Source organism: Streptomyces sp. NPDC029466 (assembly GCF_055574515.1).
Genome location: NZ_JBVHZH010000063.1, coordinates 19,441 through 41,873 on the forward strand (window position 1 = coordinate 19,441; position 22,433 = coordinate 41,873).

16 protein-coding genes are annotated in these 22,433 nt (G+C 72.1%); 6 read left to right on the forward strand and 10 right to left on the reverse strand.

Annotation, left to right across the window (positions count from 1 at the left end; all coding sequences use genetic code 11):
* Positions 1-13: 13 nt before the first annotated feature.
* Positions 14-1,621: an AMP-binding protein gene (locus ACZ4XD_RS33650; protein ID WP_468048500.1), complete on the forward strand. Its 1,608-nt coding sequence runs from the start codon at positions 14-16 to the stop codon at positions 1,619-1,621.
* A 4-nt stretch (positions 1,622-1,625) separates the two neighbouring features.
* Positions 1,626-2,486 carry a PaaX family transcriptional regulator gene (locus tag ACZ4XD_RS33655; protein ID WP_468048503.1) on the forward strand — a complete coding sequence of 287 codons (861 nt, stop codon included), beginning with the start codon at positions 1,626-1,628 and terminating at the stop codon, positions 2,484-2,486.
* 19 nt (positions 2,487-2,505) lie between these two features.
* Here ACZ4XD_RS33655 and ACZ4XD_RS33660 read toward each other — a convergent pair whose 3' ends face one another.
* Positions 2,506-3,270 (reverse strand): HAD family hydrolase, encoded by a 765-nt coding sequence (locus ACZ4XD_RS33660; protein WP_052719089.1) that lies wholly within the window; start codon positions 3,268-3,270, stop codon positions 2,506-2,508.
* Between the two features lie 454 nt (positions 3,271-3,724).
* On the opposite strand from ACZ4XD_RS33660, the gene ACZ4XD_RS33665 reads away from it, so the two are divergent.
* A complete protein-coding gene (locus ACZ4XD_RS33665) occupies positions 3,725-4,357 on the forward strand; it encodes a TetR family transcriptional regulator (RefSeq protein WP_468048506.1) in 633 nt (210 codons plus the stop codon).
* Positions 4,358-4,389: 32 nt separating this feature from the next.
* Here the strand turns inward: ACZ4XD_RS33665 and ACZ4XD_RS33670 are convergent, their stop codons facing one another.
* Complete coding sequence (locus ACZ4XD_RS33670; protein WP_468048508.1) at positions 4,390-5,418, reverse strand: MDR family NADP-dependent oxidoreductase; 1,029 nt, start codon at positions 5,416-5,418, stop codon at positions 4,390-4,392.
* Positions 5,419-5,645: 227 nt separating this feature from the next.
* Here ACZ4XD_RS33670 and ACZ4XD_RS33675 point away from each other — a divergent pair, with 227 nt between their 5' ends.
* Together ACZ4XD_RS33675 and ACZ4XD_RS33680 are read left to right on the forward strand one after the other, a co-directional pair.
* Entirely contained in the window at positions 5,646-6,242 is a 597-nt protein-coding gene (locus tag ACZ4XD_RS33675; RefSeq protein WP_259670209.1) for a ScbR family autoregulator-binding transcription factor, read from the forward strand.
* Positions 6,243-6,389: 147 nt separating this feature from the next.
* Entirely contained in the window at positions 6,390-7,370 is a 981-nt protein-coding gene (locus ACZ4XD_RS33680; protein ID WP_468048511.1) for a ScbA/BarX family gamma-butyrolactone biosynthesis protein, read from the forward strand.
* Between the two features lie 120 nt (positions 7,371-7,490).
* On the opposite strand, the gene ACZ4XD_RS33685 is transcribed toward ACZ4XD_RS33680, so the two are convergent.
* Entirely contained in the window at positions 7,491-9,782 is a 2,292-nt protein-coding gene (locus ACZ4XD_RS33685; protein WP_468048537.1) for a bifunctional salicylyl-CoA 5-hydroxylase/oxidoreductase, read from the reverse strand.
* Between the two features lie 2 nt (positions 9,783-9,784).
* Complete coding sequence (locus ACZ4XD_RS33690; RefSeq protein WP_468048513.1) at positions 9,785-10,612, reverse strand: enoyl-CoA hydratase family protein; 828 nt, start codon at positions 10,610-10,612, stop codon at positions 9,785-9,787.
* 302 nt (positions 10,613-10,914) lie between these two features.
* Between ACZ4XD_RS33690 and ACZ4XD_RS33695 the strand changes: the two genes are divergently transcribed.
* Positions 10,915-11,736, forward strand: coding sequence for a hypothetical protein (locus tag ACZ4XD_RS33695; RefSeq protein WP_468048515.1), 822 nt, complete (start codon positions 10,915-10,917; stop codon positions 11,734-11,736).
* Here the strand turns inward: ACZ4XD_RS33695 and ACZ4XD_RS33700 are convergent.
* The 6 genes from ACZ4XD_RS33700 to ACZ4XD_RS33725 all read right to left on the reverse strand — a co-directional run bounded on the left by ACZ4XD_RS33700 (position 11,699) and on the right by ACZ4XD_RS33725 (position 21,989).
* Positions 11,699-13,219 (reverse strand): amino acid permease, encoded by a 1,521-nt coding sequence (locus ACZ4XD_RS33700; protein ID WP_468048517.1) that lies wholly within the window; start codon positions 13,217-13,219, stop codon positions 11,699-11,701. The genes ACZ4XD_RS33695 and ACZ4XD_RS33700 overlap by 38 nt on opposite strands.
* Positions 13,220-13,405: 186 nt before the next feature.
* Entirely contained in the window at positions 13,406-14,410 is a 1,005-nt protein-coding gene (gene argF / locus ACZ4XD_RS33705; protein WP_468048520.1) for an ornithine carbamoyltransferase, read from the reverse strand.
* A 135-nt stretch (positions 14,411-14,545) separates the two neighbouring features.
* Positions 14,546-15,781: an arginine deiminase gene (locus ACZ4XD_RS33710; protein ID WP_042159658.1), complete on the reverse strand. Its 1,236-nt coding sequence runs from the start codon at positions 15,779-15,781 to the stop codon at positions 14,546-14,548.
* A gap of 211 nt (positions 15,782-15,992) precedes the next feature.
* Positions 15,993-18,851, reverse strand: a complete 2,859-nt coding sequence (locus ACZ4XD_RS33715; RefSeq protein ID WP_468048523.1) for a polynucleotide kinase-phosphatase — start codon at positions 18,849-18,851, stop codon at positions 15,993-15,995.
* Positions 18,848-20,383, reverse strand: coding sequence for a 3' terminal RNA ribose 2'-O-methyltransferase Hen1 (locus ACZ4XD_RS33720; RefSeq protein ID WP_468048525.1), 1,536 nt, complete (start codon positions 20,381-20,383; stop codon positions 18,848-18,850). The genes ACZ4XD_RS33715 and ACZ4XD_RS33720 overlap by 4 nt, the downstream gene beginning before the upstream one ends.
* A 1,150-nt stretch (positions 20,384-21,533) precedes the next feature.
* Positions 21,534-21,989 (reverse strand): DUF6099 family protein, encoded by a 456-nt coding sequence (locus ACZ4XD_RS33725; protein WP_468048527.1) that lies wholly within the window; start codon positions 21,987-21,989, stop codon positions 21,534-21,536.
* Between the last annotated feature and the right edge of the window lie 444 nt (positions 21,990-22,433).

Consider the following 22,433-nt stretch of genomic DNA (forward strand, 5'->3'; position numbering starts at 1 on the left):
GGGGGCACCCGTCATGGAGCTACGGTCCTCGGCCCATACCGACACCTTCGCGCGCGACCGGCTGCCGCCCCACGACCAGTGGCCGCACCTCACCGATCTGGGCTATCCCGACCGGCTGAACTGCGGCGCCGAGCTGCTGGACGGCACCATCGCCCGGCTCGGTGCCGACCGGCCCGCGGTCCGCGACGCGAGCGGCCCCGTCTGGACGTACGGTCAGCTGCGCGCCCAGGTGGACGCCATCGCCCATGCGCTCACCGACCGGCTGGGGGTGCTGCCGGGCAACCGCGTCCTGCTGCGCGGCCCCACCACGCCCTGGCTGGCCGCCTGCTGGCTCGCCGTGATGAAGGCGGGGGCGGTCGCGGTGACGGTGCTGGCCGCCCAGCGCCCCGAGGAGCTCGCCACGATCTGTGCCATCGCGCAGGTGCAGCACGCGCTGTGTGAGGTGCGGGCGGTCGACGATCTCACCAGGGCCGGGGTCCCGGGGCTGCGGATCACGACGTTCGGCGGGGACGGGCCGGACGATCTGCGGCAGCTCGCCCGGCCGGGCGGCGCGCCCTACCCGGCCGTGCCGACCTCCGCCGACGATGTCGCGCTGATCGCCTTCACCTCGGGCACCACCGGGCGCCCCAAGGGCTGTATGCACTTCCACCGCGACGTCCTCGCCATCGCGGACACCTTCTCGGCGCAGGTGCTGCGCCCGGAGCCGGACGATGTGTTCGCCGGCAGTCCGCCGCTCGGTTTCACCTTCGGCCTCGGCGGACTGGTCATCTTCCCGCTGCGGGCGGGCGCGTCGGCCTTTCTCGCCGACTGGGGCGGGCCGGCGCAGCTGCTCGGCGATATCGCGGCGCACCGGATCTCGGTGCTGTTCACCGCGCCGACCGCCTATCGCGCGATGCTGCCGAAGCTCCCCGGGCACGACGTGTCCTCGCTGCGCCGGTGTGTGTCGGCCGGGGAGAATCTGCCGGCCGCGACCTGGCAGGCCTGGCACACGGCGACCGGGCTGCGGATCATCAACGGCATCGGTGCCACCGAGCTGCTGCACATCTTCATCGCGGCCGCCGACGACGCGATCCGCCCCGGGATGACCGGACTGCCGGTCCCCGGCTTCCAGGCGCGGGTGGTGGGCCCGGACGGCGCACCGCTGCCGGACGGCGCGCCGGGGCTGCTGGCGGTCCGCGGGCCGACCGGCTGCCGCTATCTCGCGGACGCCCGGCAGACGGAGTACGTACGGGACGGCTGGAACATCACCGGCGACACCTACGTCCGCGAGCCCGACGGCTACTTCCGCTATGTGGCCCGCGCGGACGACATGATCATCTCGGCGGGGTACAACATCGCGGGGCCCGAGGTGGAGGACGCGCTGCTGCGGCACCCCGATGTCGCCGAGGCGGCGGTGGTCGGCCGGCCGGACGAGGACCGCGGGCAGGTGGTGGTGGCCCATGTGGTGCTGCGGGACGGCGTCCCCCGGGGTGACGACACCGTCGTCGCGCTGCGCGCCTTCACCAAGACCCGCATCGCGCCCTACAAGTGCCCGCGCGAGATCGTCTTCCACACCTCGCTGCCGCGCACCCCGACCGGCAAGCTCCAGCGTTTCCGGCTGCGGGAACCCGATCTAGAGTGACCCGGTGAACGACCCGCACACACAGCGCACCCCACGGTCCCTGATCGTCACGTTCTACGGCGCCTACGGACGTGGCGAGCCCGACGGCCCCGACGGCCCGGGCGGCCCGGCCGCTCCGGTGCCGGTCGCCGCCCTGATCCGGCTGCTCGGTGCGCTCGGGGTCGATCCGCCGTCGGTGCGCTCCGCGGTCTCCCGGCTCAAGCGGCGCGAGCTGCTGACTCCCGCCCGGACGGCCACCGGCGCGGCCGCGTACGGGCTGTCCGACGCGGCCCGCCAGCTGCTGGACGACGGCGACCGCCGGATCTTCGGCCGGCCGGCCGCGCGGCTGTCCGACGGCTGGGTACTGGCCGTCTTCTCCGTCCCCGAGGAGGAGCGGCACAAGCGCCATCTGCTGCGCTCCCGGCTGGCCCGGCTCGGCTTCGGCACCGCGGCGCCGGGTGTGTGGATCGCCCCCGCGCAGCTCTACGAGGAGACCCGGCACACCCTGGAGCGGCTCCAACTGGACCCGTACGTCGACCTGTTCACCGGCACGCACGCCGGCTTCGCCCCCACGGCGGACGCGGTCGCCCGCTGGTGGGACCTGGACGCCATCGCCGCACAGCACCGCGCCTTCCTGGACGAGCAGGAGCCGGTCCTCCAGCGGTGGTCGCGGCGCCGCTCGGTGCCCCCCGAGGCGGCCTACCGCGACTATCTGCTGGCGCTGGACGCCTGGCGCCGGCTGCCCTACGCGGATCCCGGACTGCCCTCTCCCCTCCTGCCTGAGGACTGGCCGGGCGGCCGCGCGGCGGACGTGTTCGGCCGGCTGCACGCCAAACTCCGGGACGCCGGGGCCCCCTACGCGCACGAGGCGATGGCCGGGGCGTAACGGCCCCCGCGCACCGGCCTCAGCGGCGGCGCTGCTGGGCCCCCACCTTGACGCCCGAGCGCGGCCGGGCGGCGGCGATCACGGAGACCACGTCCTTGAAGGAGCCGCACATCCGGGTGCCGGCGACCCCGGCGAGCTCACCGAACGTACCGACGCCGTAGGTCACCGCGACCGGCTCCATGCGCGCGGTGACCGCCATCCTCATGTCCCCCACGGTGTCCCCCACATACGCGCTCTGCCAGGCCGCGACACCGAGCCGGCCGGCCGCCCGCAGCACCATCTCCGGGTGCGGTTTGCCGCGCCGGACCATGTCCTGGCCGATGACCGGGCCGACCAGGTCGCGGATGCCCATGACGTCGAGCAGCGCCTCCGCGCTGCGGGTCGTCTTGGACGTGGCGACGGCCAGCTCGACCCCGTGGGCGCGCAGCGCGGACAGCCCCGCGGTGACGCCCGGGAAGAGCAGCTGCGGCCCCAGGCACAGCACTTCGTAGGCGAACAGTTCGCGGTAGCGGGAGATCGCGGCCTGCACCCGGCCGTCGTCCTCGGGCCTGCCCAGCAGCCGGCCGAAGGCGGGGCCGGGAGGCTTGCCGATCGCGGCGGCCGCCTGCCGTGCGGTCACCGAACATCCCTGCTCCGAGGCCACCTTGATCAGCAGTTTGCTGATTGCGGGGAGGGTGTTGGCGAGGGTGCCGTCCAGGTCGAAGACGGCGGCCCGGATCGTCTCACCTCCGGCGCCCCGTACACCTCTCACGGGACGTTCGCCGACTTCCGTTGCTACGCGCATGGCTGGAGACCTTTCCGGATTCCGATGGTGGGGGGTGCAGGGGCTCGGGTGACGTTGCTGGCTCGGCTGATGGGGCGGCCTGCGGTCGATGTCGGGTAACGGCAGCGGCGGTCTCGCCATGGCGCACCGCCGTCCAGGGCGGCACGCAACCGTCGAGGCGGCGCATCGGAAGGGAACGTCCCGTTTACCGCCTTCGGAGATTTAAAAACCGCCTGCGCTGTTTGTCAATGCATCCCCGTCTCCCCTGACGGGTCGACAACATTCCTTTGCGGCGCCAGACTGGGGGCACATGCCCCGCGGGGGTCGTCGAGCGCCGAAACGAGCGAAAGATCGTCACCTTCGCGTCAGGGCCCGCCAGTTCCGGCCAATCCCGTGGAGCATATCGAACCGCATGGTTGGTTTTCTATGTAGACTGCAATGAGCTCGCAGCCGTACTAGAGACGGGACGGACACCGTGCCCACCCAGCATCGCGCCATCCAGAGCCGCCAGGCACTCATCCGCTCGGCCGCAGAGACCTTCCTGGAGAAGGGGGTTCCCGCAGCGGGCATGGTCGAGATCAGCCGGCGGGCCCGCCTGAGCAAGGGAGCCCTCTACTTCCACTTCACCTCGAAGGACGACCTCACGCTCGCGGTGCGGGACGCGGCGCTGGAGGCCCTACAGGAGCTGGAGGACGCCTTCACCCGCTCCACGCAGCCGCTGACCGCCGCCGTACGGGACTTCACCACCGCGCTGTTCGGCCGGGTGGAGTCGGACGCGGTGCTCCGCGCCGGCCTGCAGCTGCGGCCGGAGACCGCGCCGGGGCTAGGCATCTACGCCCTGGAGCAGCGCTGGTATGCGCTGTTTCTCGACAAAGCGGTGACCTGCGGGACCGGCGGACCGGCCGGGCCGCATGCGACGGACACCGAACCGCGGCGGACGGCCCAGCTGTTGACCTCGATCGTGGTCGGTCTGCTGCATCTGGGCGGTGAGGACGGGACGTGGTGGGACCGCGAGGCGATCGTCGACCTGTGGGCGCTGCTGCCGGCCGCACCGGGCCGGATCCCGGCCGCCGTCCCGGCTCCGGCGCAGCTTCCGGCGGCCGGCTGAACCGGGCCCGCCCCGGTCCTCATGCCCCGGCCTCACAACTCGACCAGCACGGCCCCGATATGACGACCCTGCGTCAGTTCGCGCAGCGCCTGTGGCGCCTGTTCGATTCCCTTCAGAAGGGCGTGCGGGAAGACCAGCGTGCCCTCCCGCAGGCCCTGGCCGAACTCCTTCGTCCACTCCTGCGGCAGGTCCGGGTGGGCGTGCAGCCCGAACCCGCGCAGGGCCACCCGCCGCGTGATGATCAGCCCCGGGTCCAGCTCCACCGGGGCGATGCCGCCGCGGTCCCCGCCCAGCTGACTGGAGAGCGCGCCGACCAGCGCGAACCGCGCGTCGGGGCGGGCCACCGCGAGCGCCGCCGTCAGCTGTTCGCCGCCGACGGTGTCCAGCAGCACATCGATACCGCCCGGCGTGGCCCGCCGCAGCTGCCGCTCGATCGGCCCGGCGCCGCGCACGATCGTGTCGTCGTAGCCCAACTCGGCGCGCAGACGCGCGGCTTTGCGCTCCGAGCCGGTGCTGCCGACGACCCGCCCGGCACCCAGCCGCCGCGCGAGCTGCCCGGCCATGCTGCCCACACCGCCGGCCGCGCCACTGATGAACACGGTGTCCCCCGGCCTGACCTCGGCGGCCCGGCGCAAGGCACCCCAGGCGGTCGCGCCCTGCGACAGATGCGCGGCGGCGGTCGGCAGCGCGTCCGGGTCGAGGCGCCGTACGCGCGACGCGTCGACCGCTGCGAACTCCCGCCAGCCGCAGGGGTGATGGACCAGGTCGCCGGGGGTGAAGCCGCCTCCGGGCGCCGCCACCACCTCGCCGACCGCCGCGCCCCACAGCGCCTCGCCCGGTACGAATGAGGGCATCGGCAGCCGGATTCCGGTCATCTGCGACCGCATCACCGCGGTCACCGCCATCAGGCGGTTGCGCACCAGCACCTCCCCCGCCCGCGGCTCGGGCACGGGGACCTCGGCGATCGTGAAGTGGCGTGCCGTCAGCTCGCCTTCGACCCGGTCCGCGAGCCGGACCTCGCGGTGTACTGCGGGTATGGCGGGGACGACGGTGGGGGACATCGGACAGCTCCTCGCGCTCGTAGCACTCGATGGCGCCGCCACGGAGGACGGCACCGGTTCACGCCCGAGGGGCCCGCCTCCGGACCGGGCGCAAATTCAATACCGCATGGTTGGCTTCTTTATGATGCGGAAATAGACTGCGCGGCCACGGGCAGCGGGTCGCACTCAGGCACAACAACTCCAAGAGAGCATACGGAGGATGATCGGTGGTCAAGCAGGAACGCGCTGTGCGCACCCGACGCGCCGTCCTCGAAGCGGCGGCTCATGTCATCGGCACCCGCGGGTACCAGGCCGCCACGATGGCCGAGATCATCCAGCGCGCCGGGGTCACCAAAGGAGCGGTGTACTTCCACTTCACGTCCAAGGACGCACTGGCCCGCGCGGTCATAACGGAGCAGACCGATCCCTTTCTGCCGCAGGTCAGCGAGTCCCGGCTCCAGGACGCCATCGACTTCACCCACCAGGTGGCACTGGCCCTGCGCAGCGATCCGTTGCTCCAGGCCGGCACGCGGATCGCGGTGGAGACGACCTTCAGCGAGGATCCGCTGGTGCCGTACCAGGCGTGGACCGACATCATCACCACGATGTTCACCGAGGCCCGGGACAACGGGGAATTGCTGCCCGGGGTGGCACCGGACCGGGCGGCCGAGTTCTTCGTCGCCGCCTACATGGGCGTGCAGTTGTTCTCGCGCGCCGCGACCAACCGCGCCGATCTCCCGGAGCGGGTCACGGCCCTGTGGAAGCACACGCTTCCGGGCCTCGCCTCGCCCGGTGCGCTGAGCCATCTGGATCCGCACGGCCGCTGCGTCAAGATCCCGGTCTGACGTCCCGGGCCACTGCCCTGGCGGAGCCGCCGGCTCCTTCCTGGCTCTGGAAAACAAACCACATGGTCCGTATCTTAGTGTGTTGGGCCGTGACCAAGCCTCAGCCCGTCAGGGCGCTGAGAGCCGCACCACAGAAAGGAACCACCTATGGCCAGCGCCACGCTCACGCCGTACTCGCGCGATCAGCGCCACGACATCGGAGGCGGGTCCGCCGACGGAATCCGACCGTCGTCGCTCACCACGACCGTGCCGCGTGAGTACGTCCACCGCAACGCGTTGTCCGAGGTGTTCCTGACGAACTGGTGGCGTGGTGGCGCGGACAGCTGGGTGGTCAGCGCCCAGTGGCCGCGCGCCCACACCTTCTACGGGCCGCTCCACGGGATGCACGACCCGATCCTGCTGATAGAGACGGTGCGGCAGGCCGGCATATTACTGAGCCATGTCGCGCACCGGGTGCCGCTCGACCACCCCATCATCTGGCAGCGGGTCAGCTACGACCTCGCGCCGCAGGCACTGCGCACCGCGCAGCACCCTGCCGAGGTCGAACTGCACATCACCGACCGCGACATGGTTCACCGTGGCAAACGGCTGGTCAGCGCCCTCCAGGAGTTCCGGATCCGGTGCGACGGCGCCGAGCTGGCCTCCGCGACGCTCGACTACTCCTGTCACAGCCCGGCCGTCTACCGCCGGCTGCGCGGCGAGTACGGCGATCTGGCGTTCGCCAACTCCCGTACGCTGCCGCTGCCCGGGGCCGTGAACCCGCAGCTGGTCGCCCGGGAACACGAACGCGATGTGGTGCTCTCCCCCACCGACCGCCCCGACCACTGGCAGCTGCGGGTGGACACCTCGCACCCGGTTCTCTTCGACCACCCCGTGGACCACGCCCCCGGCATGCTGATGGTCGAGGCCGCCCGGCAGGCCGCGCAGGCCGCCACGCCCGGCGTCACCCTGCCGGTCTCGATGGAGTGTTCCTTCTCGCGCTACGCCGAACTCGACGCGCCGTCCTGGGTACACGCGCGGACCACCGGCCGGGGCGACGACGACCGCCGGCAGGTCGAGGTCGCCGTCGAACAGCACGGCCGGCCGGTGGTCTCGGCGCAGGTCAGCTGCGTACCGACACCGCCCTGACCGGCCCCCCGGCCGACCACCGCACCGGCCCGCCGGACCGCTGACCGGCCTCTTTGCCCGTGGGCGTCCTTCCGGACCGGCCCCGCGAACGGCCCCGCCCCGCTGCCCGTGCCTCCCCCGTCACCGCAGCGTGAGGCGGGGCTTCGGCGCGTCCAGGCGTCCGGTGGGCGGAGTGCGGCTGCCCGCCTGGTAGGGGAGCGGCCAGGGCGCGCCCGGCCCCGCGTACCCCTGTTCGGCGGCGGCGTGCAGCGTCCAGTGCGGGTCGTACAGATGCGGCCTGGCCAGCGCGCACAGGTCCGTACGTCCGGCCAGCACCAGGGAGTTGACGTCGTCCCAGGAGGAGATGGCGCCGACCGCGATGACCGGCACGCCGAGGGTGTTGCGGATACGGTCGGCGAACGGGGTCTGGTAGGAGCGGCCGAAGTCGGGGCGCTCGTCGGGCACCACCTGGCCGGTGGACACATCGATGGCGTCGGCACCGTGCTCGGCGAAGGCCCGCGCCATCGCCACCGCGTCCGCCGCGGTGGTACCGCCGTCCGCCCAGTCGGTCGCGGAGATCCGGACCGTCATCGGGCGCCCGGCCGGCCAGACGGCCCGGACCGCGTCGAAGACCTCCAGCGGGAAGCGCAGCCGCCCGGTGAGGTCGCCGCCGTAGGCGTCGGTGCGGTGGTTGGTGAGCGGGGAGAGGAAGCCGGAGAGCAGATAGCCGTGGGCGCAGTGGAGTTCGAGCAGGTCGAAGCCGGCCCGGGCGGCGGACTCGGCGGCGCGGACGAACTGCTCGCGGAGGGTGGCGAGTTCGGGTTCGGTCAGGGCGTGCGGGGTCTGGTTGACGCCGGGGCGGTAGGGCAGCGCGGAGGGCGCCACGAGGGGCCAGTTGCCGTCCGGGAGCGGCTGGTCGATGCCGTCCCACATCAGCCGGGTGGAGCCCTTGCGGCCGGAGTGGCCGAGCTGGACGCCGATGGCGGTGCCGGGGGCGGAGGTGTGCACGAAGTCGGTGACCCGACGCCAGGCCGTCTCGTGCTCCGGCGCGTACAGCCCCGTACAGCCGGGCGTGATCCGCCCCTCGGGGCTGACGCACACCATCTCCGTCATCACCAGGCCGGCCCCGCCCAGCGCACGGGCGCCGAGGTGGACGAGGTGGAAGTCGCCGGGGGTGCCGTTGTTGTCGGCGGCGGAGTACATGTCCATCGGGGAGACCACGACGCGGTTGCGCAGGGTCAGCTCACCCAGCCGGAAGGGCAGGAACATCGGGGGCGTGCCGGGCGGGGTGTCCGCCTCGTCCTCGACGGCCGCGACGAATCCGGGGTCGCGCAGCCGCAGATTGTCGTGGGTGACGCGGCGGCTGCGGGTGAGGAGGTTGAAGGCGAACTGGTGCGGCGGCTGGTCGAGATAGGTGGCCAGCTCCTCGAACCAGGCGAGGCTGGCGCGGGCCGCGCGCTGGGTGGAGGCGACGACGGGGCGGCGCTCCTCCTCGTACGCGGCCAGCGCGCGGGCCGTGTCGGGCTGCTCGTCCAGACAGGCCGCCAGCGCCAGGGCGTCCTCGACGGCGAGTTTGGTGCCGGAGCCGATGGAGAAGTGCGCGGTGTGCGCGGCATCGCCGAGCAGCACGGTGTTGCCGTGCGACCAGCGGTCGTTGACGACCGTGCGGAAGGCGATCCAGCTGGAGTTGTTGCCGCGCAGCGACCGGCCGCGCAGGGCGTCGGTGAAGACCTTGGCGCACCACTCGGCCGACTCGCGCTCATCGCAGCGGTCGAGCCCGGCCGCCCGCCAGACCTCCTCGCGCATCTCGACGATGACCGTGCTGGCGCCGTCCGCCGGGCCCTCCGGCCGGGCGAAGGGGTAGGCGTGGAGCTGGACCACGCCGTGCTCGGTCTCGGCGATCTCGAAGCGGAAGGCGTCGAAGGCGAAGTCGGCGGCGAGCCAGATGTAGCGGCAGCGGTGGGTGGTCAGCTGCGGGCGGAAGGCGTCGGCGTGCGCGGTGCGGGTGGTGCTGTGCACCCCGTCGGCGGCGATCACCAGGTCGTAGGCACGGGCCAGTTCGGCGGCGGGCGGGGCCTCGGTGCAAAAGCGCAGCTCGATGCCGAGATCGCGGCAGCGCCGGTGGAGTACGGCCAGCAGCCGGCGCCGGCCGAGCGCCGCGAAGCCGTGTCCGCCGGAGGTCAGGGTGCGGCCCCGGTGGACGATGTCGATGTCGTCCCAGCGGACGAACTCCGCCTGGAGGGCGCGGTAGACCTCCGGGTCGGCGTGCTCGATGCCGCCGAGGGTCTCATCCGAGAGCACGACGCCGAACCCGAAGGTGTCCTCGGGTGCGTTGCGCTCCCATACGGTGATCTCGCGGGTGGGGTCGAGGCGCTTGAGCAGCACCGCGGCGTACAGTCCGCCCGGCCCGCCGCCGATGACGGCGACCCGCATGGCTATTTCCCCTGCCACTTGGGGGCCCGCTTCTCGGTGAAGGCGGCGTGGAATTCCGCGTAGTCGTCGCTGTTCATCAGCAGCGCCTGGGTGGCGGCGTCCATCTCCACGGCGGCGGCCAGCGGCATATCGAGCTCGGCGGTGAGCAGCGCCTTGGTCTGGGCGTGCGCCATCGCGGGCCCTTCGGCGAGCCGCCGGGCGAGCGCCGCGGCCGCCTCGTCGGACCGGCCCTCCTCGGCCAACTCGCTGATCAGGCCGAGGCGTTCGGCCTCCGGTGCGCGGACGGTGTCGCCGAGCATCAGCAGCCGGGTGGCGTGGCCGAGGCCGATGACGCGGGGCAGGAGATAGGCCGCGCCCATGTCGCCGCCGGAGAGCCCGACCCGGGTGAAGAGGAAGGCGAACCGGGCGGACGGGTCGGCGACCCGGAAGTCCGCGGCCAGCGCGAGCACCGCGCCCGCACCCGCCGCGACCCCGTGCACCGCCGCGATCACCGGGAACGGGCACTCCCGCACCGCCCGGACGACCTGCCCGGTCATCCGGTTGAAGTCCAGCAGTTGGGCGGTGTCCATGCCCAGGGTGGCGCCGATGATCTCCTCGACGTCGCCGCCGGAGCAGAATCCGCGCCCCTCTCCCGCGAGCACCAGGGCGCGTACGGAACGCTCCCTGGACAGCTCGGCGAGGAGGTCGCGGAGGTCGGCGTAGGCCTCGAAGGTGAGCGCGTTGAGCTTGTCCGGGCGCGCCAGGGTGACGGTGGCGACCCCGTCCTGCCGCGTCACACGAAGGTGCTGCCAGGTCTCGGTACTGCGGGCGGATCCTGCGAACGGGCTCATCGGGCTGCCTGCCCCCTTTGGCCGGGTCGGCCGGTGGATGCTGTTCCGGATGCCCCTCGAAGTTATCACTCGTTTATGACTGTCGTCATGAGGACGCGATACGACACGGCCGACGACGGCGGCCCGCCACCCGCCGGGGCCGCCAGGGTGGACCCGCCGAAGGTCCCGGCCCCCGCATGACGTAGGTCATCCGATCCCCGGCCGCTCGCCCCTGCTCCCCCGCCTCTGCGCTTTCTACGGTGGAGGGACCCGATCCGGTCTCAGGCCGCCGACCCGGCCTCTCGCGAACGGACGCACCGCGCATGCTGGAACCGCCCACCCCTGTGACCTGGCGCATCGCGCTGCCGCGTGGCGCGACCGCCGTCCCCATCGCCCGTGCCATGGTCCGGACCGCCATGCAGGATCTCCGGGTGACGGCCGACCGGACCACCGCTCAACTCCTGACCACGGAGTTGGTCACCAACGTGCTCAAGCACACCTGCGGCGCCGACCCCATCGAGCTGGTGGTGGAACAGCGGCCGGCGGGCTGCCGGATCGAGGTACACGACGACAGCCCGCTGCTCGTGGAGGGCCTGGGCGATCCGGTCCCCCTGGGGGCACCGGGCGGTGGCGCGCCGGACGGCCCGGCGGTGGGGCCGCCGGGCGGTACCCCGGCCGGGCCGCCGGTCGGGCCGTCGGCCGGCCCGTCACCCGGCCGGTCGCCGGACGGCCGGGTGCCAACGCAGCAGGTGGCGGAGGCCGGGCGGTCCGGAGACGGCGCCGGGACGGGCGAGGGCGGGGAGGAGCAGGGGCAGGGGCTGGGGCTGGGGCTGGACGGGGAAGGTCAGGGGCCCGACGAGGACAACGGGAAGGCCGGAGCCGATCGCGACACCTGCGCCGACGGCTCGGCGGACACCCGTTCCGCGGACGACGCCGAGGCCGGCGCCACGGCCGCCCACGGCACCGGCACCGGCACCGGCACCGACACCGACGGCCCCTCCCCCGGCCCGGCCCGCGGGGAGCACGACGGTCGCGGGCTGCTGCTGATCCGGTCCCTCAGCGCGGCCTCCGGCTGTCGCCCGACGCCGCGCGGCAAGGCCGTCTGGTTCACCCTTCCCGGTGTGCGGCGCCCGCGCCGGCGCTGACGGTGGTCGCGCCCTCGCCGGTCGCGTCGGCACCGGCCGCGTCGGCACCGGCCGCCGGGTCCTGCGGAGCCGCCGCGAGCCGCGAGCGACGGCGCCCGTAGCACGCGTAGACCAGCGCGCCGGCCACCAGGAACCCGGCGAACTGGAGCCAGGTCGCCGGACCGGTGCCGTACATCAGATACAGGCAGAAGGCGATGCCGAGCACCGGGCTGACCGGGAAGAGCGGGACGCGGAAGCGGCGCGGCAGATCGGGGCGGGTGCGGCGGAGCACCATCACGCTGAGGTTGACCACCGCCATCACCGCCAGCGTCCCGATGGTCGACAGGTTCATCACCGCGTCCAACGGGACGACCGCGGCCGGCACGGCGAAGACGGCCGCGACGATCCAGGTGTTGGCGACGGGGGTGGACGTCCGGGGCGAGACCCGCTCGAAGATCCGCGGGACCAGGCCGTCCCGCGCCATCGACATCAGGATGCGGGTCTGGCCGTACATGACCGCGAGGACGACCGAGGCGATGGCGACGACGGCGCCGAACGCGATCACCCCGCCGCCGAGCGTCGAGTGGGTGACGTGGTTGACGATCAGCGAGAGCGCGGCGGGCCGCCCGCCGACCTCGCCGGCGGAGAGCGCGCCGATGGCGGAGACCGCGACCAGGCAGTACAGGACGGTGACCACACCGATGCAGACCATGATCGCGACGGGGATGTTCCGCCGCGGGTCCCTGGCCTCCTCACCGGCCGTGGTGATCGCGTCGAAGCCGATGTAGGAGAAGAACGCGAGCGAGGCGCCGGAGGTGATGCCGGCGACGCCCTCCGGGGCGAACGGCGAGAGGTTGCCGGCCTGGAAGGCGCTGAAGCCGATCGCGCAGAACAGGACCAGGATCGCGAGCTTCAGCACGGCCATCGCGGCGGTCGCGCGGGCGCTCTCCCGGATGCCGCGGACGAGCAGCAGCGCGGCGAGCAGCATCACGACGACGGCCGGGATGTTGACGATGCCGCCGTCGCCGGGCGGCTGGGAGAGCGCGGCGGGCAGCTGCCAGCCGGTCAGGCTGCCGAGCAGCTCATTGAGGTACTGGCCCCAGCCGACGGCGACCGCGGAGACCGAGATGCCGTATTCGAGCAGCAGGCACCAGCCGACGAGGAAGGCGAGGCGCTCGCCGAGGGTGGCGTAGGCGTAGGAGTAGGCGCTGCCGGACACCGGTATCGCGCCGCCCAGCTCCGCGAAGGAGAAGGCGGTGAAGACGCAGGTGACGGCCGCCAGGACGAAGGACACGATGACGGCGGGACCGGCCTCGGCGACGGTGTCGGACAGGCCGACGAAGATGCCGGTGCCGACGATGGCGCCGATGCCGAAGCAGATGAGCTGGAAGAGCCCCATGCTGCGCCGGAGGCCGTTGCCTTCGAGGTCCGCGCCCGATTCGGCGATGAGGAGGTCGGGCGATTTGATGCGCAGTCCGGACGGACCAAGGAAGGGCGGGCGCACGGTGTGGTTCTCTCTCTGGTGGTGCGACGCGCGCGGCGGGGGTGAGGCCACACACGGAGCGGGGTCCGGACCGGTGGGTCCGAACCCCGCGAGCGGATCGATGGTAACCGCCGAAACCGTATGATCGCCCATTTGCGTGTATGGCTATGCGGTGCGCTGTTTGCGCGGTGCGCACCCGGCCGGGCCCTAACGGGCGAGCGTCGCGACCAGCACCGCCTTGATGGTGTGCATCCGGTTCTCCGCCTCGTCGAAGACGACGGAGTGCGCGGATTCGAAGACCTCGTCGGTGACCTCCAGCGACGACAGCCCGTGCCGCGCGTGGATCTCCCGGCCGACCGCCGTGCCCAGGTCGTGGTACGCGGGCAGACAGTGCAGGAACTTCACCTCCGGCTTGCCGGTGGCGTGCAGCACGTCCATGGTGACCGCGTACGGGGCGAGCAGCGCGATCCGCTCGTCCCAGACCTCCTTGGGTTCGCCCATGGAGACCCAGACATCGGTCGTCACGAAGTCCGCACCGCGCACGCCCTCGGCCACGTCCTCGGTGAGCGTGATGCGGGCGCCGGAGCCGTCGGCCAGCCGCCGCGCCTCGGCGATGACCGTCTCCTCGGGCCACAACTGCCGGGGCGCCACGATCCGTACGTCCATGCCGAGCAGGGCGCCGGTGACGAGGTAGGAGTTGCCCATGTTGTTCCGGGCGTCGCCAAGATAGGCGAAGGCGGTCTCCGTCAGGGGGCGGCCCCGGCCGTGCTCGACCATGGTCAGCACATCGGCGAGCATCTGGGTCGGGTGCCAGTCGTCGGTCAGTCCGTTGAAGACCGGCACCCCGGCGTGGGCGGCCAGCTCCTCGACGTCGGACTGCTTGCTGCCGCGGAACTCGATACCGTCGAACATCCGGCCCAGGACCCGGGCGGTGTCCTTCACCGACTCCTTGTGCCCGATCTGCGAGCCGGACGGGTCGAGGTAGGTGGTGGAGGCACCCTGGTCCGCTGCGGCGACCTCGAAGGAGCAGCGGGTCCGGGTCGAGGTCTTCTCGAAGATCAGGGCGATGTTCCTGCCCCGGAGACGGGGGACCTCGGTGCCGGCGCGCTTGGCAGCTTTCAGCTCGGCCGCCAGGTCGATCAGTCGGCGGAATTCCTCGGCGCTGAAGTCCAGCTCCTTGAGGAAGTGGCGGCCCGTGAGGTCTATCGCCATGGGTGGACTCCTGGGTTCGCGGCGGTCGGGACGGACTCGGACCCTGGAATTATATACGAACAGACGTATCCCTATACGGGCCGTCGGCTGCCGTACGGGTCCGGCCCCTCCTCCCGGGCGGAGTACCCGGCACGCTCAGGCTGCCCCCGGCACCGCGTCCCTCGCCACCGGACAGCTCATACAGCGCGGTCCGCCGCGACCGCGCCCCAGCTCGCTCCCCGGGATCGTGATCACCTCGATGCCGCGCTTGCGGAGGAAGGTGTTCGTGGTGACGTTCCGCTCGTACGCCACCACCACGCCCGGCTCCACCGCCAGCACATTGCAGCCGTCGTCCCACTGCTCACGCTCGGCGGAGTGCACATCCTGGGTCGCGGTCAGCACCCGGATGTCCGCCAGCCCCAGCGAGGCCGCTATGGCGCGGTGCATATGCTCCGGCGGATGGTCGGTGACCTTGAGGTCCTGATCCCCCGAGCCCGGCTCGATGGTGTACGAGCGGAGCATCCCCAGGCCCTCGTACTGGGTGAAGGTATCTCCGTCGATCATCGTCATGACGGTGTCCAGATGCATGAACGCCCGGCGCTTGGGCATATCGAGCGCCACGATCGTGCGTGCCGAACCCGCCGCGAACAGCCCCCGCGCCAGCAGCTCGACGGCCTGCGGAGTGGTCCGCTCGCTCATCCCGATCAGCACCGCGCCACTGCCCATCACCAGGACGTCGCCGCCCTCGATCGTCGAGGGGTAGTCCGCCTGCCCCTCCGACCAGACGTGGAAGTCCCCACCGCGGAAGAGCGGATGGTGCCGGTAGATCGCCTCGTAGTGCACGGTCTCGCGCTGCCGGGCGGGCCAGCGCATCGAGTTGATCGACACCCCGTCGTAGATCCAGGCGGAGGTGTCGCGGGTGAAGAGGTGGTTGGGCAGCGGGCCCAGCAGGAAGTCGTCCAGATCCATCACATGGAAGCGGACCGAGGTCGGCTCGGCGTGCCGCTCCAGGAACTCCCGCTTGGTCATGCCGCCGACCAGCGCCTCGACGAGCTCCGGCACCGGCAGCTCGTCGAAGGCCGCCCGCAGATGGTCGGTGGCCAGCGGCCCGTATTCCTTCTCGTCGAAGACGCGGTCGAGGACGAGCCGCCGCGCCTCGGGGATCTGGAGGCTCTCGGCCAGCAGATCCCCGAAGAGGTGCACCTCCACCCCCCGGTCCCGGAGCACATCCGCGAAACCGTCGTGCTCGGCCCGCGCCCGGCGCACCCACAGGACGTCATCGAAGAGCAAGGCGTCCTTGTTCGAGGGCGTGAGCCGCTTCAGCTCCAGATCGGGGCGGTGCAGGATGACCCGGCGCAGCCGCCCGGCCTCGGAGTCGACTTGGAATCCCATCCACCCATCTTGGCCGCTCGGACGGCTCGGCGGAGGGAGTCGGGCGATGTCGGTCCGGTCGGGCCCGGGAGTTGCCCGAAAGCACCGGCAGTCCCGTGGGCCCCAGGAGTGCGCCGGGGGCCGCGGTTCGCGATCGGCCGCCACGGCCCTTAGGTGGTCTGCGACGGCCGGGAGGGCGAGGAACTATCCGCCCCTCCCCCTCCCGGCCCGCCTACAGCCGCGGGTCCACCGGCTCCGACTCCAGGGCGAGCACCGCGAAGACCGCCTCGTGGACCCGCCACAGCGGTTCGCCGTCCGCCATCCGGTCGAGCGCCTCCAGGCCGAGCGCGTACTCCCGCAGGGCCAGTGAGCGCTTGTGGCCCAGGTGCCGGACGCGCAGCCGCCGGAGGTTCTCCGGACGGGTGTACTCCGGCCCGTAGATGATCCGCAGGTACTCGCGGCCACGGCACTTGACGCCCGGCTGGACGAGCCGGCCGTCGGCCTGCCGGATCAGTGCCCGCACCGGCTTGACCACCATGCCCTCACCGCCGGCGGCGGTCAGCTCCTGCCACCAGGCGATACCGGCCGCGACCGAGGTCTCGTCCTCGGTGTCGACGAGGATCCGCCGGGTCGTGGCGAGCAGCCCCGGCCGGTCCGTGGTGCCGCCGCCCGTCCCGCCGTCCCGGGCCGCCACCGCGCCCTCGGCCGCGATCAGCCGGTCGAGCAGGGCGAGCTGCTCGGTGTGCGCCACCCCGGCGAGGCTGCGGCCCCGCACCGCGAGGATCTGGAACGGCGCGAGCCGCACCCCGTCCAGCTCCCCGAGCCCGGCGCCGCCGCCCGGCTCCTGCGGTGCCCCGGCGTCCGGCTCCTGCGGTGCCCCGGCGTCCGCCGCCGTCGCCCCGACTCGCCAGCAGTAGCGCCGGTACGCCTCGGTGAACGCGGCCGCGTCCGCCGCCCGGTCCCGCTGCCGGCCGAGCAGCGGTGCCACCTCGACCCCGCGGGCGGCCGCCGCGTCCAGCGCACGAAGCACGCCCGGGAACGCCGCACCGGACGCCGCGCCCACCGCCGCGTACTGCTTGCGCAGCAGACCGGTCGCCTTCAGGGACCAGGGCATCAGCTCGGCGTCCAGCAGCAGCCAGTCGGTCTCCAGCTCGTCCCACAGACCGGCCTCTTCGGCGCAGTCCCGGACCCGCCGCAGAAGGCTTTCGGTCGCCTCCTGGCCGTCGAAGAACGGCCGGCCGGTACGGGTGTACAGCGCGCCCGACACCCCCTTGGGCACACCGAAGAGTTCACCGGCCACGGTCTCGTCGCGGCACACCAGCGCCACCGCACGGGACCCCATGTGCTTCTCCTCGCACACCACTTCCCGTACGCCGTCGGCCCGGTAGCCGGCGAACGCCTCCGCGGGGTGCTCCAAGTACCCCTCCTCCGACGAGGTCGCGCAGGGCGCCATCGTCGGCGGGAGGTACGGCAGCAGCCGCGGGTCGATCGCGAAACGGCTCATGACCTCCAGCGCGGCCGCGGCGTTCTCCTCCTTGACCGCGAGACGGCCCATGTACCGGGTCTCCACGACACGCCGCCCGGTCACATCCTTCAGATCGAGCGGACGCCCGTCCGCTCCGCCGGGCGCCTCGGTCAGCAGCGGCTTCGTGGGCTCGTACCAGACCCGCTCGGCCGGTACGTCCACCAGCTCGCGCTCCGGCCACCGCAGCGCGGTCATCGCACCGCCGAAGACACAGCCGGTGTCCAGGCAGAGGGTGTTGTTGAGCCAGGTGGCGCGCGGGGTGGGGGTGTGGCCGTAGACGACGGCGGCACGGCCGCGGTAGTCCTCGGCCCAGGGGTAGCGCACCGGCAGGCCGAACTCGTCGGTCTCGCCGGTCGTGTCCCCATACAGCGCGAAGGAGCGCACCCGTCCCGAGGTCCGGCCGTGGTACTTCTCCGGCAGGCCGGCGTGGCACACCACGAGGTCGCCGCCGTCCAGGACGTAGTGGCTGACCAGGCCGCGGATGAACTCCCCGACCTCGGTACGGAAGGCGGCGTCCTCCTTGTCCAGCTGCTCGATGGTCTCGGCCAGCCCATGGGTGTGCTGGACCTGGCGGCCCTTGAGGTAGCGGCCGAGCTTGTTCTCGTGGTTGCCCGGCACACACAGCGCGTGCCCGGCCCCGACCATGCCCATCACCAGGCGCAGCACGCCGGGACTGTCCGGCCCACGGTCGACGAGGTCACCGACGAAGACCGCCGTACGGCCCTCGGGGTGTGCCGCGTCCACCGGCCGGCCGAGCGCATCGCGCACCAGCGCATAGCCCAGCTTGCCGAGCAGGGTCTCCAGCTCGGAACGGCAGCCGTGGATATCGCCGATGATGTCGAACGGACCGGTGAGATGGCGCAGATCGTTGAACCGCCGCTCCGTGACGACCTCGGCGGCCGCCACCTCCTCCGGGCCCCGCAGGACATGCACCTTGCGGAAACCCTCCCGCTCCAAGTGGCGCAGCGAACGGCGGAGTTCGCGCTGGTGGCGCTGGATGACCCGGCGCGGCAGCCCGGCCCGGTCGGCGCGCGCCGCGTTGCGTGCGGCGCAGACCTGCTCGGGGATGTCCAGCACGATCGCCACCGGGAGGACGTCATGCTCCCGGGCCAGCCGCACCAGCTGGGTCCGCGCCTCGGACTGCACATTGGTGGCGTCCACGACCGTCAGCCGGCCGGCGGCCAGCCGCTTGCCCGCGATGAAGTGCAGGACGTCGAAGGCATCGCCGCTGGCGCTCTGGTCGTTCTCGTCGTCGCTGACCAGCCCCCGGCAGACGTCGGAGGAGAGGACCTCGGTCGGCCGGAAGTGCCGGGCGGCGAAGGTGGACTTGCCGGAGCCGGTGGCTCCGATCAGCACCACGAGGGAGAGGTCGGGCACGGCGAGCGTACGCGGCGCCCGCTCGGGCCGGGGCTGCGCCCGCTCCCCGCGCTCCTGGCCGGGACCGCTGTCCTGTGCGCTCCCGCTCTCCTGTGGGCCCTCATGCGGGTGTGCGTGCGGGTACGTGTGCGGGTGCTCGTGCGGGTGCGCGTTCTTCTCGCCGTACTCGGTACGGTCGTCGTCCGTCATGCCGCGACCTCCTTCCCCCTCGTCGAAGCGCTGCTGCCCGCAGCACTGTCTTCCCGGCTGTTGCTCCCACTGCCTTCAGGGCCGCTGCTGTCGTCGCCGGCCCTGCGGAAGTGCGCGAGCTGGGTGGGCGGGCCGACCTCGGGGTCGTCCGGTCCCACCGGGCCGAAGCTCACCTCGTAGCCGTGCCGGGCGGCGACCCCGCGCGCCCACTGCCGGAACTCCTCCCGGGTCCACTCGAAGCGGTGGTCCGCATGCCGCACCCGGCCGGCCGGCAGCGATTCCCAGCGCACGTTGTACTCGACGTTCGGCGTCGTCACCACGACCGTGCCCGGCCTGGCCGACCCGAACACCGCGTACTCCAGCGCCGGCAGCCGCGCCGGATCGACATGCTCAATGACCTCGCTGAGCACCGCCGCGTCATACCCCTTCAACCGGCCGTCGGTGTACGCCAGCGACCCCTGTACGAGCCGTACGCGCTCCGACTGCCGCTCGGACATCCGCTCCAGCCGCAGCCGCCGCCGCGCCTCGTGCAGCGCCCGTATCGACACATCCACGCCGACGATCTCGGTGAACTGCCCCTCCTTGAGCAGCGCGCCGACCAGCTGGCCCTGCCCGCAGCCCAGGTCGAGCACCCGCGCCGCCCGGACCGAGCGCAGGACCGCGAGGATCGCCTCCCGCCGCCGGACGGCGAGCGGCACCGGCTTCTCCTCGGTGTCCGCCTCCTCGTCCACGGCGTTGTCGAGCTCTTCGGCGGCCACGTCGTCCGACTCGGCCAGCCGCTCCAGTTCCAGCCGTTCCATGGCCCGGCGCGTCAGCGACCAGCGCCGCGCGAGATAGCGGCCGACGATCACCCGCTGCTCCGGATGGCCCTCCAGCCAGCCCGCACCGGCCCGCAGCAGCTTGTCGACCTCATCAGGCGCGACCCAGTAGTGCTTGGCGTCGTCCAGCACCGGCAGCAACACATACAGATGCCGCAGCGCCTCGGCCAGCCGGCACTTCCCTTCCAGCACGAGCCGTACATAGCGCGAGTCGCCCCACTCCGGGAATGTCTCGTCCAGCGGTACCGGCTCGGCCCGCACCGTCCAGCCCAGCGGCCGGAACAGCTTGTCCACCAGCTCCGGGCCACCCCGGGCGGGCAGCACCGGCACCTCGATACGCAACGGCAGCGCCTGCGCCACCAGCTCGGGCCGTGCCGTGCACTGCCCCTTCATGGCGCTCGCGAAGACGCTCCCCAGCGCCACCGCCAACAGCGAGGAGGCCGCGTACGGACGGTCGTTCACATACTGGCCCAGCGCCGAATCCGGCGCGCCGCCACGGCCCTTGCCGCGGCTCTTGCGCACCAGGGCGATGGGATCGACCTCCAACAGCAGTGCGGCGGTGCACCGTTGTGCGTCGGCTTCGGGATAGAAGACATGCGCGGTGCCCTGCGACGTCGAGAACCGCTGCGCCTTGTCGGGATGCTTGTGCAGCAGAAAGCCGAGGTCGGTCGCGGGACGGTCGGCGCTGCCGGTGGTGGTTATCGTCAGGAACACCCGTCCGAGTATTGCCGCAGGACAGCCCGAGCCCCACCGGTTTTCCGCGACAGCGCCGACCCGCCCGGCGTCACCTCAGCTGCGACTGCACCTGCGCCGAGATCATCCGGCCATCTGACCTCCTTCGGGGTGGAGTTCGGGTACGGTTGTCTAAACGAATTGGGCAACACGCAGCTGACGCTGCAGCCTCCACCGGGTGCGATCCAACGCGCGCCCACCGGGGTGCCCAATGCCGAAACGGAGACTCAAAGAGCCCCCCTCTGGGGGGCTTACAGTCGAGACTCGTGCAGGCCCCCAAGTGGGGGCCTCGTTGGGCATGACTCTCGGTTTCGATCACACGCACAGTTACCCGTGTGGTCGGGCCGAGGCATGCCCCCCACCCGGCCCGACCACTCACCTCAACAGGGAAGGTCAAGGCAGGATGGGCAACCACGATTGGGCGACATGGGCTGCGGGCGTCGGCGCCGCATTGGCAAGCGCTAAATACGCAGTTGACCGGACACCATATTGGTGCAAGGGGTTGATCCGTGCCCTCAAAGCGATCCGCGAACTTCGCGACGAGATCAAGCGCAAGTAATCAGGCGAGTAACGACCGCGCTTAGATCGCCCAGTAGTGACGGGCTGCTGCCATGTCGGCGGCCCGTCACTGTGATGTAGCGGTCGGTCCCGTAGATCTCCACGGCCGTACCGTCGGGGCGTCGAATGCGCCGCCCCTGCCGGACGTCAGCGCGACCCCAGATGTGCAGCCCATCGCCGGACGGGGAGACCTCTACGTAGGTGGTCCCCGCGTCGCGAAGGATGACTGCGGCCCACGGGGCAAGTCGCCCGGTGAGTGTGTTGAGACACCATCGCCGGAGAGCGTTTCGGTGCGGCGGGTGGCACCGGGCATGAGTGGCTTGGGGCGTGGGCACGGCCGGCGGTGGCCGGGCCGGGCCGGGCCGTGGGGGGTGCGAGACATGTGGTGGGCGAGCGCAGGGATGGCGTGTGCGTGCGGTGCCGTCAGGCGCAGGCAGTGGCAGGCGGGGTGTCCGCGACGGCTCGGGCGGCGTCGCGTCGGGTGTGGGGCGTGAGCTCTCCCGGCCCGCGGTCGGTGGATTACCGCTCGGGGCTTGCCTCGCGCGGTAGCGCGGTCCGTGCGGTGCCGTGGCGCTCAGGCGGGGTTCCGGTCGCGCACCTCCAGTTTCTCCAGTATTCCGGCCACGCGGTCTCTCGATTCATCGACCGTGTCCATCGCCTCGACGCAGGTCCAGTACATCCCCTCCCCGTCCGCCAGCAGCACCACCGCCACCAGCGCTTCGCACACCTCCCGCAGCAGGAGGCACAGGCCGGTTAACGCCGCCTTGGCATCGCGCACTTCGGACAGCTGAGCCGCCCGGAGCCCACCGCCGACCGACGCCGGGCACAGCAGTCCCCCGCTGAACCGCCCGCCTGCGTCGCCCAATCCCCGGGCCCTGGACCGCACTTCGTACGGCCCGAATATCGCGAGATGGCTGCCTACCGCCTCCGCCAAGGCCTGCGCCTGCCATGCCTCGACGATCACTCCCTGAACCGTGTTCGCCTCTGCCAGCCCGCGTCGGCTGGCCGCGATGATCCGCACCGCGTCCATCCGCTTCCCTCCTTTCCTCTTTCATTCCCATGCACCCTGCACTCTTTCCACTACCCAGAGTGAATGCGAACACCCAAAAAAGCCAGGGGAATTCGCAAATCTGTGGACAAGCAAGGCGATGTGGAAAGATCCATGACTCCGGAGAGTGACAAGCGGCTACCGTACCCCCGCTCCCTCCCCTTTCGCCACAGCACCCCCACGCCTCACACCACCGGCACAAGCCACGCGAAACCGTCGAAGGGAGCACGGACCGGACCGCCGGCGCACAGCACACCGCACCGTGAGAAATGCCGTACCGGAACGGCCGAGGAGGGCCGGACCGAGCCACCGATGAACCCCGAAACCCACCAGGCGGGGGGGGGGGGGGGGGGGGGGGGGGGGGGGGGGGGGGGGGTGTGCGACGGAGCGGTAGTAGTGTCTTTGCCCATCTCTTCTTCTCCTCTA

What these genes read in the sequence shown, in the direction of transcription:
- ACZ4XD_RS33650 (WP_468048500.1), top strand. Translation starts at nt 14, where the DNA reads ATGGAGCTACGGTCCTCGGCCCATACCGACACCTTCGCGCGCGACCGG.
- ACZ4XD_RS33660 (WP_052719089.1), bottom strand. Translation starts at nt 3,270, where the DNA reads ATGCGCGTAGCAACGGAAGTCGGCGAACGTCCCGTGAGAGGTGTACGG.
- ACZ4XD_RS33670 (WP_468048508.1), bottom strand. Translation starts at nt 5,418, where the DNA reads ATGTCCCCCACCGTCGTCCCCGCCATACCCGCAGTACACCGCGAGGTC.
- ACZ4XD_RS33680 (WP_468048511.1), top strand. Translation starts at nt 6,390, where the DNA reads ATGGCCAGCGCCACGCTCACGCCGTACTCGCGCGATCAGCGCCACGAC.
- ACZ4XD_RS33685 (WP_468048537.1), bottom strand. Translation starts at nt 9,782, where the DNA reads ATGCGGGTCGCCGTCATCGGCGGCGGGCCGGGCGGACTGTACGCCGCG.
- ACZ4XD_RS33690 (WP_468048513.1), bottom strand. Translation starts at nt 10,612, where the DNA reads ATGAGCCCGTTCGCAGGATCCGCCCGCAGTACCGAGACCTGGCAGCAC.
- ACZ4XD_RS33695 (WP_468048515.1), top strand. Translation starts at nt 10,915, where the DNA reads ATGCTGGAACCGCCCACCCCTGTGACCTGGCGCATCGCGCTGCCGCGT.
- argF (WP_468048520.1), bottom strand. Translation starts at nt 14,410, where the DNA reads ATGGCGATAGACCTCACGGGCCGCCACTTCCTCAAGGAGCTGGACTTC.
- ACZ4XD_RS33710 (WP_042159658.1), bottom strand. Translation starts at nt 15,781, where the DNA reads ATGGGATTCCAAGTCGACTCCGAGGCCGGGCGGCTGCGCCGGGTCATC.
- ACZ4XD_RS33715 (WP_468048523.1), bottom strand. Translation starts at nt 18,851, where the DNA reads ATGACGGACGACGACCGTACCGAGTACGGCGAGAAGAACGCGCACCCG.
- ACZ4XD_RS33725 (WP_468048527.1), bottom strand. Translation starts at nt 21,989, where the DNA reads ATGGACGCGGTGCGGATCATCGCGGCCAGCCGACGCGGGCTGGCAGAG.